The sequence below is a fragment of the Acinetobacter sp. NIPH 2100 genome, from assembly GCF_000369805.1.
Classification (GTDB): Bacteria; Pseudomonadota; Gammaproteobacteria; order Pseudomonadales; family Moraxellaceae; genus Acinetobacter.
Genome location: NZ_KB850224.1, coordinates 1,171,770 through 1,192,497, shown reverse-complemented (window position 1 = coordinate 1,192,497; position 20,728 = coordinate 1,171,770). Strand labels below are relative to the sequence as shown.

Annotated in this window: 12 protein-coding genes; 2 read left to right on the top strand and 10 right to left on the bottom strand. The window is 42.4% G+C overall.

All coding sequences use genetic code 11. The features are described 5' to 3' along the window. Positions 1-4 precede the first annotated feature (4 nt). The 3 genes from F887_RS12485 to F887_RS12495 form a co-directional block, all read right to left on the bottom strand. A complete protein-coding gene (locus tag F887_RS12485) occupies positions 5-1,705 on the bottom strand; it encodes an NAD-dependent malic enzyme (protein WP_005292596.1) in 1,701 nt (566 codons plus the stop codon). Positions 1,706-2,046: 341 nt separating this feature from the next. Next, on the bottom strand, positions 2,047-2,889 hold the full coding sequence (locus F887_RS12490) for an SDR family NAD(P)-dependent oxidoreductase (protein ID WP_005292594.1): 843 nt from the start codon (positions 2,887-2,889) through the stop codon (positions 2,047-2,049). 1 nt (position 2,890) lies between these two features. Then, complete coding sequence (locus F887_RS12495; protein ID WP_005292593.1) at positions 2,891-3,967, bottom strand: amidohydrolase family protein; 1,077 nt, start codon at positions 3,965-3,967, stop codon at positions 2,891-2,893. 448 nt (positions 3,968-4,415) lie between these two features. Between F887_RS12495 and F887_RS12500 the strand changes: the two genes are divergently transcribed. After that, complete coding sequence (locus F887_RS12500) at positions 4,416-6,587, top strand: TonB-dependent siderophore receptor (RefSeq protein ID WP_005292591.1); 2,172 nt, start codon at positions 4,416-4,418, stop codon at positions 6,585-6,587. 120 nt (positions 6,588-6,707) lie between these two features. On the opposite strand, the gene F887_RS12505 is transcribed toward F887_RS12500, so the two are convergent. After that, complete coding sequence (locus F887_RS12505; protein WP_005292590.1) at positions 6,708-7,595, bottom strand: helix-turn-helix transcriptional regulator; 888 nt, start codon at positions 7,593-7,595, stop codon at positions 6,708-6,710. Between the two features lie 203 nt (positions 7,596-7,798). Between F887_RS12505 and F887_RS12510 the strand changes: the two genes are divergently transcribed. Next, positions 7,799-8,494 (top strand): alpha/beta hydrolase, encoded by a 696-nt coding sequence (locus F887_RS12510; protein ID WP_005292589.1) that lies wholly within the window; start codon positions 7,799-7,801, stop codon positions 8,492-8,494. Positions 8,495-8,596: 102 nt separating this feature from the next. Here the strand turns inward: F887_RS12510 and F887_RS18615 are convergent, their stop codons facing one another. The 6 genes from F887_RS18615 to F887_RS12535 all read right to left on the bottom strand — a co-directional run bounded on the left by F887_RS18615 (position 8,597) and on the right by F887_RS12535 (position 20,609). After that, complete coding sequence (locus F887_RS18615; protein ID WP_005151495.1) at positions 8,597-8,707, bottom strand: hypothetical protein; 111 nt, start codon at positions 8,705-8,707, stop codon at positions 8,597-8,599. A gap of 218 nt (positions 8,708-8,925) precedes the next feature. Beyond that, the gene (locus tag F887_RS12515; protein ID WP_005292587.1) at positions 8,926-11,391 is read right to left on the bottom strand and encodes an acyl-CoA dehydrogenase; all 2,466 of its coding nucleotides are present in this window, start codon (positions 11,389-11,391) and stop codon (positions 8,926-8,928) included. A gap of 395 nt (positions 11,392-11,786) precedes the next feature. Further along, positions 11,787-13,190: an efflux transporter outer membrane subunit gene (locus F887_RS12520; RefSeq protein WP_005292585.1), complete on the bottom strand. Its 1,404-nt coding sequence runs from the start codon at positions 13,188-13,190 to the stop codon at positions 11,787-11,789. A 9-nt stretch (positions 13,191-13,199) separates the two neighbouring features. Beyond that, positions 13,200-16,307, bottom strand: a complete 3,108-nt coding sequence (locus F887_RS12525; protein ID WP_005292584.1) for an efflux RND transporter permease subunit — start codon at positions 16,305-16,307, stop codon at positions 13,200-13,202. Beyond that, positions 16,304-19,393: a multidrug efflux RND transporter permease subunit gene (locus F887_RS12530; protein WP_005292582.1), complete on the bottom strand. Its 3,090-nt coding sequence runs from the start codon at positions 19,391-19,393 to the stop codon at positions 16,304-16,306. Before F887_RS12530 ends, F887_RS12525 begins: the two co-directional genes overlap by 4 nt. A gap of 4 nt (positions 19,394-19,397) precedes the next feature. Beyond that, positions 19,398-20,609, bottom strand: coding sequence for an efflux RND transporter periplasmic adaptor subunit (locus F887_RS12535; RefSeq protein WP_005292580.1), 1,212 nt, complete (start codon positions 20,607-20,609; stop codon positions 19,398-19,400). Between the last annotated feature and the right edge of the window lie 119 nt (positions 20,610-20,728).

The following is a 20,728-nucleotide window of genomic DNA, read 5'->3' as shown; positions in this document are numbered from 1 at the left end:
TGGCTCAGTAGCCAACACGGCGATAATTACGATATTCTGGCGTCCAGAAATTATCTTCAATTGCCTGTTTAAGTACATCATTACTTAATGGCACTGCCAATCCATCTGCCATCGCTGCTTTTGCTACTTTAAATGCAATGAACTTAGACACTTGTTGAATGTCATTGATATTCGGTAATAAATCTGCCGCAGCATTTTTCAGACGTGGTGAACAATCTGCCAAAGCGGTACTCGCAGCCATCAACATCGAATCACTGATATGAGTTGCACCACAAGCAATTACACCCAGCCCAATTCCGGGGAAGATATAGGAGTTATTGCATTGCGCAATGCTATACACCTTGCCTTGGAAATAAACGGGTGCAAAAGGGCTACCTGTTGCCACAATTGCAGCACCTTGCGTCCACTCAATAATATCTTTCGGCTGCGCTTCCACTTGTGACGTCGGGTTCGACAAAGGTAATACAATCGGATGCTTATAATACTTAGCCAGCGTTTTAATCACATCTTCACTAAATAAACCTGCCTGCCCTGACACACCAATCAAGATGCTTGGTTTGGCATTTTTCACGACATCTAATAAAGCAACATTATCGCCTGTATATTCCCAAGTGCGAATCGCATCCACAGGAGTTGCAAGTTTTTGCTGGAAATCAAGCAAATTCGGCTGTTGATCAGTCATCAAACCAAAACGATCTACCATGAAGATACGTGAGCGTGCTTCATGGTCGCTCAAGCCTTCATCCATCATTTGTCTGACGATCTGTTCTGCGATACCACATCCCGCCGAGCCAGCACCAACAAAAGTAACTGTTTGATCTTTCAGTTGTTTACCTTGCGCTCTTGATGCAGCAATTAAGGTCGCAACAGTGACCGCTGCTGTCCCTTGAATGTCATCATTAAAACAACAAATCTTATCGCGATACTGCGTCAATAATGGCATGGCATTGGTTTGCGCAAAATCTTCAAATTGAATCAGCACATCTGGCCAACGCTGACGCACTGCCGTAATAATTTGCTCAACAAACTCATAATATTGCTCACCACGAATACGTGGCTGTTTCCAGCCCATATAAATTGGATCATCAAGCAATTCTTGGTTGTTGGTTCCAACATCAATGGTAATCGGCAAGGTATAGGCAGGGCTGATCCCACCACATGCGGTATAAAGCGACAATTTACCAATTGGAATGCCCATGCCGCCAATACCCTGATCACCCAGACCTAAAATACGCTCGCCATCTGTAATCACAATCACTTTAACGTTTTTCTTGTTTACGTTATGAATAATTTGGTCGATGTACTGACGTTCAGGATAAGAAATAAAGATACCGCGATGACGACGATAGATGTCTGAGAAACGCTGACATGCTTCTCCAACCGTCGGGGTATAAATAATCGGCAGCATTTCATCTAAATGCTGACTCAATAAATTATAGAACAGCGTTTCATTGGTATCTTGAATATTTCGCAAATAAATATGCTTATTCAAGTCGTTATCAAATGAAAGATACTGTTGATATGAACGTTGGGTCTGCTCTTCAATATTCTCAATATTGTACGGAACTAGGCCATGCAAGTTAAAATTCTCTCGTTCTTCTTCAGAAAAAGCAGAGCCTTTATTTAACAGAGGTAGTTCTAAAAGAGCGTTTCCAGCATAGTGAATATATAAAGGTTTTTTGATTTTACTAGGGTTCACAGACATACTTTACTCTTTAGACTCTCTCTCAAATGTACAAAAAATTTATTCGCTGAAATTCTTTCAAAAAAAGAACTTTGGCATGGACAATAATTTACACCAAACCAAGTGAGAAACCGAATAATCTAGTTACATGTAAAGTGAATCATTATTTAGGAAATAAATAGTAGTCCCTTTTTTAGATCATTTTTCATGCAGCACTGCAATATTTTGAATTATTTTTGCACCAGCGCTGATCTATTATTGTAGTGATATCGTTGCACATGCTTTTCATGCACCCATAAAATCTAAAAAAGATGCCTGTTTTAAAGCAACAAGCACTATTAACATCCTTTTGCTAAAGATAATTACGCTTTCTTTTTCTTACTTTTCTTCGTGAAAAAACTAAGTGCATGTCCATAATGCGTTGGTGTGATGCGTTGAATCAAATCTAGCATTTTGGCATCGTTCCCAATCAGGATACGTGCTTTATCCGCTTTGACTGCATTCAGAATAATTTTAGCAGCTTGCTCAGGTGGGGTTTTTAACACCTTGTTAAATGCCTGACTGGCTTTGGCTGGGTTCATCCCCAAGCTACGAATGCTCTCACTCATTCTTGCGCTGTTGGCAATATTGGTGCGGATTCCACCTGGATGCACACAGGTCGCACTCAAACCATTATTTTGTATTTTTAACTCTTGGCGTAAAGCCTCTGTAAAACCACGGACTGCAAATTTTGTAGCATTGTAAGCACTTTGTGTCGGCTGAGCGGTTAAACCAAAAAGACTGGAAATATTAATAATATGCCCTTCATCACTTTGCTTTAAATACGGCAAAAACTCTTTAGTACCATACACAACACCCCAAAAGTTAATATTTAAAATCCATTCCAATTCATCATAGTTCATCCCCTCTACAGTACTCGCCAAAGCCACACCTGCATTATTAAAAATCAAGTTAATCTTGCCGTGAGCTTTAAAACTTTCTGCAGCCCATTCACGTACTGCGGTCTGATCCGATACATCTAGTTTTGTCAGTGTAACCTTGACAGGATATTGCTGCAGCAAAGCCTGTGTTTCCGCCAAACCCTGTTCATTAATATCGCTCAAAGCTAAATGCGCACCTTGTTGGGCCAATAAAATCGCGAGCTGTTGACCAATGCCCGACCCTGCGCCTGTAATTGCAGCGACTTTTTGATTAAAACTTTTCATATTATGGCTCTAAAGGAAGTTGAAAAAAATTGGCGGCATTTTGTTTAAATACTGAATACAAAGCCTGCTCGCCATAGGGTGCAATCATTTGAATATAGGCATGGATTAAATCATTTAAGGTCGTATTTGGTTTATCCATAGGAAAATTAGAAGCAAACATCACTCGATCCAGACCAAACACCTGAATGGCATGTTGTATTAAAGGTGTTAATACATTCACCATCTCCGCAATGGTCGCCGTTCGATGCTGTTTGTAATATGTATGTCCGAGCACAGGCATCATTAAACCTGAAATTTTGGCATGGACATTTTTCTGCTCGGCTAACTGTGCAATATCCTGTTGCCATTGTTTAAAGATGGCATTTCTTTGCGCCAGTGTTTTGCCTGTTTTTTTGCCGACGGCCCCAAATAAACCAACAGGCGTCGCCAGATGATCAACCACAATACGTGTTTCAGGAAATTGTTTCGCCAAACTGGTTATTTCTAATAATTGCGTGGAATAGCCCCAAGCATCAAAAGATAAATCCAGTTTTGCCAGCTGCTCAAAACCTTTGAGAAAGCTCTTGTTCTGATATAAATGTGGCCGATCACACCAACGGTAAACACCCTTGTCTTGATGCCAAGCCGCCATTTTGCGAATACCACAAAATTTCGGACTCGCATCCTGATGTGCTTTGAGAATGTCTTTAAATTTTCGGTCCCGAGGATCTGCTGTTGCGACAATTGCACCTAACTTCAGACCTTGTGAGTTAAAATCTAATTGCTGAAGCCAAGTGGTTTCTTCAACCACCCCAAAACCTTTGTGGTGATGCCAATTCGCTTCCACATGCACAACGCTTTCTGCTGAAAAAGTTCCAAGATCAGCACGATAATGTTCAGGCAAATATGGATTTAACACATCGTCCGTACGACCAATGGTCTCAAGCAGTGGTTTTGGTTTTACCCAACGTACCACCTGATCCATCACGGCCGGATATTTGCCCAAAGCTTTGACCAACAGTGCTGCGGAATGCGGTGTATGGTAAGGATCCCACTGATGGATATGCGGATCAATAATTGCAAAATCTAATTTTGTCATTGTTATACTCAAAATAGGATAAAGACATCAAGTTTCAAATACTGCTCATCCATGGCGATCTCTAATTGTTGTAAATAGCTGTGTTGTTTTAGCCTACTCAACAAATCATTATGAATAAAATGATTTATTTAAATATTCAAATATGAATCTTATTCATTTTAATGAAAACGTTCAGGACTACACTTAAAAATTTATTGTAATGATATCTCCTCCTACTTAAACCAAGATCTGATCAAAAGCAGAGCACATGCAGACTAATTTTAAAGAATAATAAATGAATTATCAGCATCTTAATTTTATAAGTTTTTACATCCCAACTATTCACTTGAAAATGATTCCCATTTAAATATACTTGACTCGCTTATTACGACACTCGCCGATACTTCTTAGGTGAAGTGACTGCTTCTCTCCTGCACCACCTCGATTTTTCTATCGCTCAGGTATCCCTATGTCTGCTTTCTCGCCACGCAAAAATCTCATGACTATTGAAGTTTTAAAACATAGCAGTCCATTGCTTTTATCTTTTGTTCCTACCATCTCATGGGCAGAAACCACTTCTATACAACCGACTCAACTCGCTACAATTAACATTCAAGCAGAACAAACTTCAAGTTATATCTCCTCTCAAACTGCATCGACCCTGAGAGGAAATAAAAAGAATTTGGAAAGTCCACAAACAGTAAATGTGGTCTCTAAACAATATGTAAAAGATTATTTGCCTGCAAACTTAGATAATGCACTCACCCAAGTCAGCGGCATTACACAGGGTAATACTTTGGGTGGTACTCAAGATACCGTGATGAAACGGGGTTTTGGTGACAATCGTGATGGTTCAATTACAGTAAATGGTATGCCAATTGTGCAAGGTCGGACCATGAATGCGGCAGTCGAACAGGTTGAAGTTCTAAAAGGTCCATCATCGTTACTCTATGGCATTATGGATCCTGGTGGTGTAGTCAATGTCATTACAAAAAAACCTGAACGCACGCAAAAAACTGAGTTTTCAGTTTATGGATCAAGTTTCGCGGCAGGTAAAAATGGTTTAGGCGCAAGTCTAGATACCACGGGCGCAATCAATAATAGTAACTTTGCTTACCGCCTTATTGCTGATCATTCCGACGCAGACTATTGGCGTAATTTTGGCAATCTCAAACAAACCTTAATTGCACCATCATTGGCTTGGGATAATGGTCAAACCAAAGTCAATCTCAGCTATCAATATCGTGATTTTGATGTGCCTTTTGATCGCTCGACCATTTTTGATCCAAAAACCAAGCAAGCCTTACCCATCTCTAAATATCAGCGCTTGGATGAAGCCTTTAACCAAATGAAGGGAGAAGATCATCTAGCACAACTACTGGTTGATCATCAAATTAATGATGCTTGGTCAGCTCACTTCGGCTATACCTATAACTATGAAACCTATGATGCCAATCAGTTACGTGTAACCAAGTTAAATACCACCAACCATACGGTGACACGCCGCACCGATGCGACGCTGAATGCAGAAAGTGTAGATAGTAATGCACAAGCCTATTTGACTGGTTCAGTCAATTTACTGGGCTTAAAACATGATCTTCAAATCGGTTCAGATATCGAATACCGTAAATATTTCCGTCCTGACATGGTTCGTGGAGATACATCAACTTTAGATTATTTAAACCCTAACTATGGGGCTATTGAGACTTCCCGCAACATTGTCGCATCGGACAGTGACCAAACCGATAAATTACACACCTATGGGTTTTATGTCCAAGATGCCATTCATTTCAATGAAAACTGGATTGCAGTACTGGGTGGCCGTTATTTGAATTATCAACAGACTGCTGGGCGTGGCAGACCATTTAAGGAAAATACCAATACCAAAGATGATACTTGGCTCCCGCATGCAGGTTTGGTCTATCAATGGAATGATCAGCTTTCATTCTATGGTAGCTATACCGAATCACTTAAACCTTCATCGTCAATCGCCCCGCTCGGTGGCGATGCGGTCATTAATGCAGATGTCAGCCCAGAACAAGCAAAATCCTATGAGGTTGGTGCTAAATATGAGTTAAATGACCGTATCAAAGCCAATTTTGCACTCTATGACATTAAAAAACGTAATGTTTTAGCCAAAGTGACCAATCCATCAAGCAATGAGATCGAACTACATACAACTGGAGCGGTCCGTTCCAAAGGCGCTGAACTTGACCTCACTGGACGACTAACCGATCAACTCGATGCGACCCTCACCTATGCCTATACCGATGCCAAAGTCACCGAAGACGAGCTTGGTCTGCAAGGCAATCGCTTGAATAATGTAGCACGAGATACAGCTTCTCTGGCCTTGGCCTATAATTATGGGGAACTTTACAATGGCAAATTACGTTTAGGTCTCAGTGGTAATTATGTCGGTAAGCGCGCAGGTGATTCAGAAAATACCTTTGACTTACCTGAATATACACTGACCAACGCCTTTATCAGTTATGACACTAGCATTGCTAAACAAGCTGTGAACTTTCAATTTAATTTAAATAATATCTTTGACAAGACCTATTACACTGCTAGTGTAAATAATTTGGCAGTGTCTCAAGGGGATTCTCGTCAAGCGGTATTACGTGCAACTTTTAAATTCTAAAACATAGAATCAGCGCGGTGAATTGATCACGGCGCTGATCAAAAGCAACTCAAAAATTAAAGACACTCCATTCAAATATAAATCTTATTCATTGAACTCAAGCAACTTAATCCCCCTTGTTTAGTCCAATGAAGATGAGATCAATCGACTTCTAAATACTTTCGGCGCGCAGCCAAAAGTCTGTGTAAAAGTACGTGTGAATGCTGCTTGTGAGGAATAACCGACCAGTTCCGAAACTTGTGCAATATTTTTATCTGTTTCTGTGAGCAATTGACAGGCTAATTTCATACGCCAGTTTTTTAAATAAAGTATCGGTGATGTCCCAACCAATTCAACAAATTTTTTAGAAAAACTAGAGCGAGACTGCTTGGTAAGTTGAGCCAGTGATTCAACATCCCATTCATAGGCAGGTTGAGCATGCATTAACGATAATGCTTTACTCATCATGGGATCGCGTAATGCAGAAATCCAGCTTTTATGTTCTATCTTCTCTGTTGCCAGCCAAAAACGTATTGACCAAACCAATAGTAAATCAATAATTCGGGATAGCATGACCCTGCTCCCGAGCGTTGGATGTTCAAGTTCAAGTTTGATTGCAGCAACAGTCATCGGTACCCATTCTGCAATTTTTTCTGCATCATGATGGGATGGCACATGAATATAAGTGGGTAACCCTTCCGCAATCGCTTCGCCATAAATCCCTTTCAATTGAAAAACACAACTAATCACCGATGCTTCCGGTATTGACTCGTCCACGATTTCAATCGAATGCTCAAGCTTAGTTGGCAATACAACAATATCGCCAGCCTGTAAGATCAGATCAAGATGAAGTCGTTTAACTTTAAGTCTGCAGGGCGCATGTTGAATAATATGGATATAGGCATGTTGAGCATGAAAGTTCAACTTTTTCTGCTGTGAAAAATTTTCCAGACAGAAGATCTTACCCGATATTTCAGCAAATCGATAAATATCAAAAAAGATATCTGTTAAAACATGCTCATCACTCATTTTGCTCGTCTGTCCTTAAAAGTGTTTCTGCAAAAACATTGGCGTTTCAGTTATTGTACAAGCCGAACAAATCACCAATAATCTTTTTCAGAAGATTTCGATAGTATAAAAATCGCCCAACTTCTTTCTCATTCTTATACAGTCAACCTTCCCTTCTTAAGCTTATAAAATTCAATACAATAGCGTTCAGCTAGGAGACAAACATGAGTACTCAACCTACCATTATATTTGTACACGGTTTTTGGGGCGGCGCTGCCCATTGGAATAAAGTCATTACTGAACTCTCTCACCAAGGCTATAGTGCCCTACGTGCTGTCGAGCTTCCATTGACCTCTCTTGCTGATGATGTTGAACGCACGCGAAAAATGATTGCCCAAGTGAATGGCGATGTTTTGCTAGTCGGTCATTCTTACGGCGGTGCAGTCATAACAGAAGTTGGCAATCAACCTAATGTGGTCGGTCTGGTTTATATTGCTGCATTTGCACCAGATAGCAACGAGAGTCCCGGCGCAATTACACAACAACATTTACCTGTTGCTGCCCCCAATCTAGAACCTGACAGTGATGGTTATCTCTGGCTAAAAGTAGATAAATTCCATGAAAGCTTTTGTCAGGACCTGAGTAAAGATGACGGTTTTGCAATGGGCGTTACCCAAAAAGCGCCATTAGCCAGCACCTTTGGCGATACCATTTCTACGCCAGCATGGAAAACCAAACCGTCTTGGTATCAAATTTCGACTCAAGATCGAATGATCAGCCCAGAAAATCAAGCCGTTATGTCAGATCGTTTAAATGCAAAAAAAGTGATTTCTTTAAATGCAAGCCACGCCTCGCTGGCTTCTCATCCGAAAGAAATCTCAGCCTTGATTACAGATGCTGTGGCATTTCTTGCAAGATAAATCATGGGTTTCGGCATGTGGGGAATTACTCTATTCCCCATAAGCCATTTTTAATCTTGCAGTAGATTTGGCGAACACTTTGAATCTGATTGGAATTGCTGCTTAGAGCAAGTATTCCCAGATAATGTAGCCCAAACCAAACCCTAAAAATGCATACAGTGTAATAATGAAGAATACAAAACTGGCATTATTCTTTTTTTTCAAAAAACTCATATCGGCACCTTTGGCTTTGCTCAATTCATGCTGTTATAGTGCAGGAAGATACAGAAGAAAAAAAGACACAGAATTTTTCAAAAAAAATATAACAGATAGGTATAAAAAATTAGAACTGTTATGAAAACAGCCCTGAATATGATGAAAGTATGAGTCAGCATCGCCTCATCTCTGACATATTCAGGACTGCTCTATATAGCTCTTAAGATGTTCAACAATCAGGTTTTAAGATGAGGATTTTCAAGCGGTAAATCATGCGCTAAATGCTCATCAAAAATATCAGTCAACATACTGTCATAGCGTTTGGCATTGTATTGTAAAAGTGCCTCTGCCTCAGCAGTACTAATAAAACCTGTCTCAATCGCATTGGCAATGTGCTCCTCAAAGCTTAGCCCTGTGAACTGATCTTTTGACTCAGCTTTTTTAAATTTATTCCACAATGGTTGTAACTTTAATAGGCTCTGGAAGGTAGATTCCATCCGCCCCATAACATCATTAGCATCTGTCGTATAATAAACGTGCTGTTTCAACTGATCACGGAACGCATGCTCTTGCATGATGAGTTGTGCCACTTCTTGCTTCAATTGATCAGATGGTGCTGCGATTGGACGGCCAAATGGGAAGCAAAGTAATTTCACCATACAGGCGGCAAGTTTCATTGGGAAATTATCATAGAAGCTAAAGAAGGCTTCTTGCATCTGATATAAAGCTTTATTCAACGCTAATTCCGCATGCTTCTGTTCTGCCTCAGTTCTCTGACCCTGTTCATAGTATTTCAAGATCGCAGTAGCGATAAATAAATGCGCATGGATATCGGCCAAACGACCAGACAGCATTTCTTTGCGTTTTAAATCACCCGCCAGAATCCCAAGTGCCATATCCGCTGTTAAGGCAAAATCAGCACTGAAACGATTAATCTTGCTGTAATAGCCTTTGGAAAAATCATCGGCTTGTTTAGAACCATCATCTGAACCACCGGTAATCGAAAATGCTGCTGCTTTGGCTGCACGATTGAAGGTATAGGCTAAATGCTTAAACAATAATGGCGAAAATTCCTTAAAAGCAGTGGCTTTATCTTCCGATTGCAACAGCTGTAATTCTTCAAATAAATAAGGATGGCAACGCATTGAACCTTGACCAAAAATCATCAAAGAACGGGTCAAAATATTTGCTCCTTCGACCGTAATTGCGACTGGAATCGATTGATAAGTCAATGCAAGGAAGTTACGTGGGCCTAGCTGAATTGCACGTCCACCAACGACATCCATACCGTGATTGACCACTTTGCGCATGGTTTCAGTGGCATAATATTTTGCCATCGCGGTCATCACCGCAGGCGTTCCACCTTGGTTCAAACCACAAGTCACCAGATAACGGAATGACTCCAACATATAGGCATCACTGGCGATATCACTGGTCGCTTCTTGCACCCCTTCAAAATGTCCAACCGAGATTTTGAATTGTTGACGCACACTGGCAAATGCGCCCACCAATAGGTAACTCATTTCCCCAGCCGCAGTTGCCAAAGCAGGTAACGAAATACCACGACCCACACCGAGACATTCCATAAGCATACGCCAGCCTTTACCTGCGTTTTGCTGCCCACCAATAATCCAGTCCAAAGGAATAAATACATCACTCCCCTCGACTGTACCATTCATAAATGGTGCACCTGGATTATGTCGCGGACCGATCTGAATACCGTCATGCTCAGCCGGAATCAAGGCACAGGTAATGCCATATTCCACTTTACTTTTATCACCCAATAAACCCTCTGGATCATAAAGTTTAAAGGCCAAACCAATCACGGTTGCAATCGGTGCCAGCGTAATCCAACGCTTAGAGAAATTCATTTTTAAACCGAGTACTTCTTGACCTTGGTACTGTCCATAACACACTATACCTGTATCAGGAATCGCACCTGCATCCGAACCTGCTTCAGGACTGGTCAAACCAAAACAAGGGACTTCTGTACCATTTGCGAGACCGGGCAAATAACGTTGTTTCTGTTCTTCTGTACCATAGTGCAGCAACAACTCGCCTGGCCCAAGCGAATTCGGGACCATACAGCTCACCGCAGCAGTCAGTGAACGGGAAGCAATCTTGCTCATAATTCGACTTTGCGCAAAGGGAGTAAATTGCTTACCACCAAATGATTTTGGAATAATCAAACCGAGAAAGCCATTGTCCTTAATAAATTGCCAAACCTGAGGCGGTAGATCTTTTTCTTGATGATGAATCTGCCATTCATCTAACATTGAACAGAGTTGTTGTACTTCATTATCTAAAAATGCCTGTTCTTCTGTTGATAAAGTCGGATAAGGATATTGATCAAATTTTTCCCAATCTGGTGCGCCCATAAACAGTTCTTTTTCCCACCAACTGGTACCCGCCTCTAGCGCTTCTCTTTCCGTGATACTCATACTCGGCATTGCTTTTGAGAGAATATTAAACGCAGGCCGACTCACCAAAGCATCACGTAAAGGTGCAATCAAAACAATCACACTGGCGAGAATAATCGGTACACCGAGTAACAGACTCCACGGTGTGATCAACACACTACACAGAATGGCTGCGACAATCGCCACTACACAACCAATAGTTCGCGTAGCTTCAAAATAAAAAACAGCCCATACCACAACTAACTGAATCAATAGGCCAAGCAATATCAATAATACAATCATATTTGCTCCGTTCTCTCAGATTGGGATGAAGATGAAATGAGAAAGATCTAAATTAATTTTTGATTTAAAGTCATTCTTTAATAAACAAATGGCTATTTTTTATTCTACATATTGAAGCGCTATTTGCTTGATTAACTACTAAAATTTACACAAAGGCATTCAGATGACACTGAAAAATGAAAATCATGGGCTAAATAAAATACTGCTCTAAAAAATTGGAATCTTTGCCCTCAAAACTCCAAAAATAAAATCATCAATTCTTATTCTTGTTTAACGCCATCAGGCAAAAATAATCATCCAAACAATATGTTTATCATGCATGCAGAAAGTACAGCGATCCCAATTCTATTTAAATTGAAGATGGATCGCTGTAATGACGGATAACATCACTCAATTTAAGATGAAGAATTCATCCCACCACCTAAGGCAGCTACCAATTGTGCTGAATTCTTGAGATGTAATTGTTGTAATTCCAACAACCGTTCTTCCGCAGCCAAACGCAGATTTTGCGCTGTGGCAACCTCAAGATAGCTCACCAAACCCGCTTGATAACGCTGTGTGGCAACCCGTTCATTTTCAGTAGATAGCTTGAGAAGCTGTTGTTGCTCTATCATCTGTTTTTGGAACAGTGACGCTTGCAATAAACCATCCTCAACTTCTTTCCAACCCGTCAAAACTGAATGCTTATAGGCAGCAAGTTTTTCATCATAATTGGCTTGCGCCTGTTGAATATCAGCACGCCGCTTTCCACCATCAAACACTGTGCCTAGGACTTTTGCCCCAACTGACCATGCTGTATTCGGGGATTGCAATAGCGTATGGAACACTGGGCTATTCACACTGCTCTCCACGCTAATGGTAAGATCCGGCAGCCATGCGGTTTGCGCTAAACCCAGTTGTGCATGCGTGGTCGCAAGTTCTCGCTCACGACGAATCACATCAGGGCGTTGTGCTAAAAGGCGGCTTGGAATTTGGGTCGGAATCTGGGGGGTACTAAATTGATAAGGACTTTTGTTTAAATTAAAGTCAGCAACATTCTGCCCGACTAAGAGCGCTAAAATATTTTCCTGTAAATCTCGGCTGCGTTGCAGTTCTAACAATTGCACAGCGACTTGTTTCAGTTGGGTTTCAGCCTGAATCACATCTGCACGGGCAATCATCCCCGCTTGATACTGCTGTTGTAAAATACCCACTGAGCGTTGATAACTATGTTGCGTTTGCTGAAGAACGTCCAGTTTGGCATCAAATAAACGAATGCTCCAATATGCCTCTGCCGCCATCAATTGTTGACTGAGTTTAATTGCAGCAAGATCTGCCACAGAAGCTTGTACATTGGCCTGTTGGCCATCAACCGCTTTTGCTACTCTCCCCCATAAATCTGGAATCCAGCTGGCAGTTAAATTGGCACTAAATTGACGGCTTGTTGTTAGATTTTTTGTCTCGTTATGATGAGCACTTCCTCCCATATTCAAGCTTGGTGCGTAATTAGCACGTTGTTGATCCAATAAAGCAATCGCCTGACGATACTTGGCTTGTGCTTGTTGAATACTCAAATTGTCCTGATCCAGTTGTTGAATCAGTGTGGACAAAATCGGATCATGATAAATCTCCCACCATTGCTGTGGTTCGGTACTAATTTGAGAAGTTTCAATCCATGCTATACCTGCATACTTATACTGTGCAGGACTCTGAATCTCAGGTTGCTGATAGCTTGCAGGCTTGAACGTAGTAGATTGGCAAGCCATCAAAGACATTGCACCAGCAACACTGATAGAAAGTGTGAAGACTGTTTTTTTCATAAAGACTTCCTATTTATTCCAACGGAGCACATTCAACTGCAACCTAAATTTATTTAAGCCTTGAGCGATTTTTTCAAACATGAGATACATCACAGGCGTAGTATATAAGGTTAATAATTGACCTAAAGCCAAACCACCTACAATGGCAATCCCCAAAGGCTGACGCATTTCCGAGCCTTCCCCCCAACTCAGTGCCAGTGGAATCGCACCCAATAAAGCGGCAGTATTGGTCATTAAAATCGGTCTAAAACGCAATGTCGCTGCGGTAATAACCGACTCGAAAGCGGTGTGACCTTGACGCCGTTGCTGTAAGGTAAAATCAATCAGCAAAATGGCATTTTTCACCACAATGCCAATCAGCAAAAATATGCCTAATAGTGCAATCAGGCTAAATGGAATCTGAAACAGCCATAAACTGAGTAAAGCCCCCAAAGCTGCCGTGGGAATAGTGGATAAAATGGTAAATGGATGCACAATACTTTCATACGTGATTCCCAATACCATAAAAATCAGCACAATCACTGCCGCAATCAAAGCAGGTGTGCTCATTCCCGCCTGTAAACTTTCACTTTCAACATCGCGATCTGTCATGACAAAGATTTCTTTTGGCAGCATGATCTCTGGCAAAACCTGACGAATAGCAGCATCCGCTTGTTCATAGCTATAACCTTTCTTGACCACGTAGCCCACACCCATCGCTGCATATTGATTACGGCGATGCACCCGATCATTGCTGATTCCATAGGTCCATGTGGCGAAATTGCTTAAAGGCACATAGGCCCCTTGTTGATTCGGTATTTTGACATCTGCCAAAGCTTCAGGATGCTCGGTAAAGCGTTGATCAACCTCCATCACCACATAGAACTGGTCATTTCGATCATGAATTGTTGAAATCTGGCGTTGTGAAAATGAGTTATTTAAAACGCTGGAAATGTTTTCAATATCAACACCTAAACGTTTTGCTGCTTCGCGGTCAATATCTAAAGTGACGTGTTGAGCGCCTTCATCTCCTTGCGTTTCTACCTCTTCAAACTCAGGCAGTTTACGCATGGCCTCAGCAACTTTGGGTGCCCATTCACGTAACAGACTCACATTGTCAGATTGCAATAACAATAAATATTCTTGGGCATTACCACTGGAAAAAGGATCGTCCAATTCCAAATCTTGTTCGACATCTGCTGAGAACACGGCCCCCGCCTGCCAAGGTGCATTTTTCTTTAAACGCTCGACCACCTCTTTGGAAGTTAAACCGTCACGTTCAGCCTTTGGCTTTAAACTCACCATCAAAAATGAGTTGGTCATGCCTCCACCACCACCAGAAGTACCGACCACATCTTGTACCGCAGGATCCTTGAGTAAGGCTTGATTAAACGCGGCAATCTTTGGTTGCATGATTTGAAAAGAAAAACCATCATCGCCACGGATAAAAGCACCAACCCGTCCAGTGTCTTGTTCAGGTAAAACGCGTTTGGGCAATAAATTGTAGATATAAACAGAAGCCATTATTGCAACCAACCAAACTACCACAATCAAATAAGCATGTTTTAATACCCAATGGAGAGACCGAATATAAGACTGGGTCAGCCCCTGAATCAGACGATGACTATAACGATACAACCGCGGAGGTTGGGTCAAGGATAAAGGTTTTAAACAACGTGCCGATAAACTTGGGGTTAAGATTAATGAAACAAAAACCGATAACACCACCACAAAAACCAGCGTGAGCGAAAACTCTCGAAACAAGCGTTCAATTACTCCGCCCATAAACAGAACCGAGAGAAAAATCACGATTAAAGCCAGATTCATGGCTATCAAGGTAAAACCAACTTCCTGAATCCCTTTCACAGCCGCTTGTGCAGGTGAATCGCCTTGTTCAATATAACGCTCAATATTTTCCAGTACGACGATGGCATCATCAACCACTAAACCAATCGCAACAATGATCGCCATAATCGACAAGTTATTCAGTGAAAAACCAGCCAAATAAATCAGACTACATACACCAATTAAAGTGACCAACAGTGCCATTGCGGGAATCACAGCACTCTGCAAGCGCCCCAACATCAGCACCACCACAATCACCACCAACAACATGGATAGAAACAAGGTATCCCGTGCTTCCTCTAGGCTGTTACGGACAATATTTGAACCATCCATCACCACAGTTAACTGTGCATCACGTGGCATTAGCTCACGCAAAGCAGGCAATTTTGCTTTGATCAGATCAATGGTCGCTACGGTATTGGCATTGGGCTGTCTGCTAATCTTTAATATCACCGCAGGTTGCCCGTTATGGAAACCACTGACATAACGGTTTTCAACCGAATCACTGACCGTGGCAATATCTTTTAAGCGAATCACCCCTTGATCAGTGTGTCGAATAATCAGATCCGCAAAATCTTGGGCAGTTTTTAGTTCTGTTGATAAGGTCACTTGCCAACGTAATTGCTGTTGCTCAACCACACCCAATGCCTGTACCACATTACTTTTCGCGACCGCCTGCCGCACTTGCTCTAGTGACATCCCCGTTGAAACTAAAGCACTTGGATTGATGGTGATACGTACAGCTGGCATAGAAGCACCATCAATCGCAACCTCACCTACCCCGCTGATCTGGGCCAGATTGGGTTGTAATTGTTGAGATGCAATTTCGTATAGCTTTGCAGCAGAAAGCTGTTTAGAGCTGAGCGCCAAATAGAAAATCGGACTTTGGCTTGGGTTGATTTTGAAATATTCGGGTGGATTCGGCATACCTGCAGGTAACTGTGACATCGCAGCATTGATAGCAGCCTGCACCTCACGCGCAGCTTCATTGATATCAGTGTTCAAATCAAAGTGTAAAACTACTTGCGTCGAACTTTGATTACTCGACGAGTTAATCGCTTTAACACCCGATACACCCATCATGGCGCGTTCTAAAGGTGTTGCTACAGTTGCAGACATACTTTCTGGACTGGCCCCAGGCAAATTTGCCCTGACGACAATGGTAGGAATATCCGCTTGCGGTAATGCGGCAACAGGTAGGCGTAAATAGGCCAATATACCGAGCAGAACGATGGCTACGCCCAACAGCACGCTGGCAACAGGCCGTTGCACAAACACAGACAACAACGTCATTCAGTTGCCCCTGTTTGCTCAGAGAGTGTCAACCGCGTACTTGGCTTTGATTGAAGTCGATCAAAAAATAAATACACCACGGGTGTGGTGAATAAGGTGAGAACCTGACTCACCAATAAACCGCCTACCATCACCAAACCTAAAGGTTGTCGTAATTCGGCTCCAGAACCAGAGGCCAACATGAGGGGAATGGCGCCGACCACTGCAGCCAGTGTGGTCATCAGAATCGGGCGGAAGCGTAATAAAGCAGCCTGATAAATGGCCTGCTCAGCCGATAAGCCCTGATGACGTTGAGCGGCAAGCGCAAAATCAACCATCATGATGCCGTTTTTCTTGACCAAACCGATCAGTAAAATAATCCCAATCAGCGCAATCATGTCCAATGGCCTTCCCACCAAAAACAAGGCCAATAAAGCCCCAATTGCAGCAGATGGTAAGGTTGAAAGAATAGTAACTGGATGAATAAAACTCTCGTATAGCATGCCCAGCACAATATACATGGTCACAATCGCAGCAATAACCAACCAAAAGGTATGTTGCTGTGAATTTTCAAAAGCGGCCGCAGCCCCTTGTAATTGGACCTGTAGCTCTGGCGGTAAATCGAGGCTCTGCTTAACCTGCTCAATCGCAGCAATGGCTTCCCCTAAAGAGACACCCTTGGCTAAATTAAAGGAAATCCCAACCGCAGGAAATTGCGACTGTTGCTGTAAAAGAATCGGTGCATGTTTTTCGACAATGGTGGCGACGGAACTCAATAAAATCGGCTGTCCCTCATTATTATGTATATAGGTTTGGTTTAAAGCCTCAATACCCTGCGTCAGTTTGGGATCTAACTCTAAAACGATGCGGTACTGATTGGATTGAGTATATAAAGTTGCAATTTGCCGCTGCGCAAATAGATTCTGCAAAGCCAAACTAATGTCTTCAACACTCAGACCTAAACGTGCTGCCGCATCACGATTGACATCGATATAGGCCTGTAAGCCCTGTCCTGCATCTTCACTGGTTACTGCTGCAAATGCAGGCTGCTGACGCAATGCCTGAACCAGCTCAGGTGTCCACTGCTCTACCAATTGATTTTTCGGTGCAGTCACACTCAGTTGATATTGAGTCCGGCTAATTTTGTCCTCAATACTTAACTCTTGTACAGGTTGCATCCAGCCTTTAATCCCCTGTACTTGTGCAAAGTTTTCACTCAGCCGCGCCATCACATCCGTTGCGGGTTCACGTTCAGCATGGGGTTTTAAATTGACCAGAATACGTCCATTGCTTAACTTTGGATTATTAGCATCCACACCAATAAAAGAAGACAGGCTGGCAACCGCTGGATCTTTTGCAATCACTGCTGCCAGAGCTTGTTGGCGTTCGCTCATGGCCTGAAATGAAATCTGGTCAGGGGCTTCAGTGACCACCTGAATGACACCATTGTCCTGTACAGGGAAAAAGCCTTTAGGAATCGACCAATACAGCAGTCCCGCCAGTACCACTGTTGATAACATCACCATCAAGGTCAGTACTTGGTGTCGAAGTACCCATTGCAACAACTTCGCATAATGCTGAATGACTCGATCCAGACTCCATCGACTCGGTTGATCTGCGTGCTTCGGTGCATCTTTGAGCAAATAGGCACACATCATTGGGGTCAGGGTCAGAGACACCACCAAAGACAGTGCAATGGCTGCTGCCAGTGTCACGGCAAACTCATGGAACAGCCGCCCAACGACATCGCCCATAAACAGCAGAGGAATCAAAACTGCAATCAGGGAAATCGTCAAAGAAATGAGGGTGAAGCCAATTTCTTTTGATCCTTTCAGGGCTGCTTGCAACATGCTTTCACCTGACTCACGGTGTCGTGCAATATTTTCAAGCATCACGATGGCATCATCCACAACGAAGCCTGTGGCAATGGTTAATGCCATTAAAGTCAGGTTATTGACCGAGAAACCAAGGAAATACATCAGTACAAAAGTGCCGATAATCGACAGCGGTACGGCAATACTTGGAATCAGGGTTGCAGCAAAATTACGTAGAAACAGGAAGGTGACCAACACCACCAGACACACGGCGAAGACCAATTCTTTTTGCACATCTTTAATCGAGCTACGAATACTTTCGGTTCGATCAGTTAATACGCGAATCTGAACATTTTCAGGTAGATTCTGTTGTAACTCAGGTAGGATTTTTTTGATTTGATCTGCCACCTCAATCACATTGGCATTGGGTTGTCGCTGAATATTCACCAAAATAGCAGATTGACTATCCGCCCACGCTGCCATATAACGATCTTCACTCCCCTCAAGCACTTGTGCGACATCTTTTAGACGAATCGGTGCACCATTGTTCCAACGTAAAATTAAGTTTTCATAATCAGAAATCGAACGCATCTGATCGTTGGCATCCAACATGGTCGATCGAAAAGGCCCATCAAAGCTCCCTTTCGGTTGATTGGCATTGGCCGCAGCAATCGCCGCGCGCACATCTTCAGCACTGAGCTTAAATGCTGCCAAGGCAGTTGGGTTCATCTGCACACGAATGGCGGGACGTTGTCCGCCTGCCAGACTTACCATCCCCACCCCAGAAAGCTGCGACAGTTTTTGTGCTACACGCGTATCGACCATGTCGTAGACCGTGGTCAATGGCAAACTGTCAGAACTGATCGCAAGGGTTAGCACGGGCACATCGGCAGGATTCACTTTGCGATAAATCGGTGGCGTGGGTAAATCATTCGGCAATTTACTGCTGGCGGTACTTAATGCCGATTGTACTTCTTGCTCAACAATGCCCAATTCGGCCGATAACTCAAATTGCAGAGTGATCACAGAAGCACCGACCGAACTATTCGAAGACATTTGCTTTAAACCAGCAATCTTGCCCATCTCTCGTTCTAAAGGTGAACTGATGGTTCGCTGCACCGTATCTGGATTTGCACCTGGCTGAAAGGTGTAAATCTGAATAATCGGATAATCGACCTGCGGTAATGCCGATACAGGTAATAAACGCCACACCAACAGGCCACTAAAAAATAGCGCCAACATCAACAAAGTAGTGGCGACGGGTCGTACAATAAAGAATCTGGAAATATTCATACGCTTACCCAGCTACAGTTTTTGCTGGTATTGGCTTAGAAACATCATCTTGAATGACTTGTACTTCTTGCCCTTCTGAAAGTCGATCAATCCCCTCTAAAACAACACGTTCATTGCCCTGAAGACCTTCAACAATTTCGGTCTGTCCTTGTGAAACCACACCCAGTTTTAACAGACGCACTTCGGCTTTATGTTCTTTATTGACAATATAAACATAAGTTCCTTTTGCGCCATGTTGAATGGCGTCACTCGGTAGATGCACTGCATTTTGCAAGGTCTTGGCATTTAAACGCACATTGACAAATTGATTCGGAAATAAAGCATCATCCAGATTGGCAAAAACAGCTTTAACTTTAAGTGTGCCTGTATTCAGATCAATCTGGTTATCCAGTGCTTGAACTGAGCCTGTTGCCAATTGTTTTTGTTCTGCACGATCCCAAGCACTGACTTGAATGCTTTGTTTATTTTTAGTGGCTTGGCGTACGATGTCTAAATAGTTTTCCGCAACAGCAAACTGGATATACACGGGATGGATTTGGGTAATACTCAATAGACCCGTTGCTTCATTGGCCTGAATTAAATTGCCTGCATCTTTGAGGCGAAAACCAACACGTCCATCAATCGGTGCATATATTTTGGTATAAGACAGTTGTAACTTTGCCGCATCCACCTGTGCTTGATTGGCTTGCATTTGTCCCTTGAGTTGATTGACTAAGGCTTGCTGTTGATCGACCTGTTGCTTGGCAATCGAGTCTTGTTTATACAGCAACTGATAGCGCTTCAATTCAGTTTGTGCATTTTGCAACTGCGCTAAATTTTGTTGCTGTGTCCCTTGTGCCTGTGCCAATGCGACTTGAAATGGTATCGGATCAATTTGTGCTAACAATTGCCCTTTCTTGATGTATTGCCCCTCTTGGAAATACAGCTTTTGTAGCACACCAGACACCTGACCTTGAACATTCACGGTATTGGCTGGCACCACCGTACCAATCGCCTTAATTTGTAATTGCAAGTCTCCACGTTGTACCCCCACCACACGAACAGGCACGGGTTTGCTCCATTGGCTAAATGACTCTTGCGTATTGGCTTGTGACTTTTTCCAATAATTCCAGCCCCATATCATCAATAGCAAAAGCACAATAAAGCCAATCAACCATTTGATTTTATTTGATCGAGAATGCTGTTGTGGTTTTAAATCAATCTGTTGTTCACTCATGACATACTCTACTTATTCAAATAAAATTCATTAAAAATATGGGAGAAGAAGAAAACAAAAAATGTTCCCCTGCATTGGTTTAGTCGAACGAGATTCAAAATCAGCTCAATTTTTTCTGT

Bases quoted from the DNA above. Each gene is read 5' to 3' on its own strand.
- F887_RS18615 (WP_005151495.1), bottom strand. From the start codon at position 8,707: ATGAGTTTTTTGAAAAAAAAGAATAATGCCAGTTTTGTATTCTTCATT.
- F887_RS12500 (WP_005292591.1), top strand. From the start codon at position 4,416: ATGTCTGCTTTCTCGCCACGCAAAAATCTCATGACTATTGAAGTTTTA.
- F887_RS12505 (WP_005292590.1), bottom strand. From the start codon at position 7,595: ATGAGTGATGAGCATGTTTTAACAGATATCTTTTTTGATATTTATCGA.
- F887_RS12510 (WP_005292589.1), top strand. From the start codon at position 7,799: ATGAGTACTCAACCTACCATTATATTTGTACACGGTTTTTGGGGCGGC.
- F887_RS12530 (WP_005292582.1), bottom strand. From the start codon at position 19,393: ATGAATATTTCCAGATTCTTTATTGTACGACCCGTCGCCACTACTTTG.
- F887_RS12490 (WP_005292594.1), bottom strand. From the start codon at position 2,889: ATGAAAAGTTTTAATCAAAAAGTCGCTGCAATTACAGGCGCAGGGTCG.
- F887_RS12485 (WP_005292596.1), bottom strand. From the start codon at position 1,705: ATGTCTGTGAACCCTAGTAAAATCAAAAAACCTTTATATATTCACTAT.
- F887_RS12515 (WP_005292587.1), bottom strand. From the start codon at position 11,391: ATGATTGTATTATTGATATTGCTTGGCCTATTGATTCAGTTAGTTGTG.
- F887_RS12520 (WP_005292585.1), bottom strand. From the start codon at position 13,190: ATGAAAAAAACAGTCTTCACACTTTCTATCAGTGTTGCTGGTGCAATG.
- F887_RS12495 (WP_005292593.1), bottom strand. From the start codon at position 3,967: ATGACAAAATTAGATTTTGCAATTATTGATCCGCATATCCATCAGTGG.
- F887_RS12535 (WP_005292580.1), bottom strand. From the start codon at position 20,609: ATGAGTGAACAACAGATTGATTTAAAACCACAACAGCATTCTCGATCA.
- F887_RS12525 (WP_005292584.1), bottom strand. From the start codon at position 16,307: ATGACGTTGTTGTCTGTGTTTGTGCAACGGCCTGTTGCCAGCGTGCTG.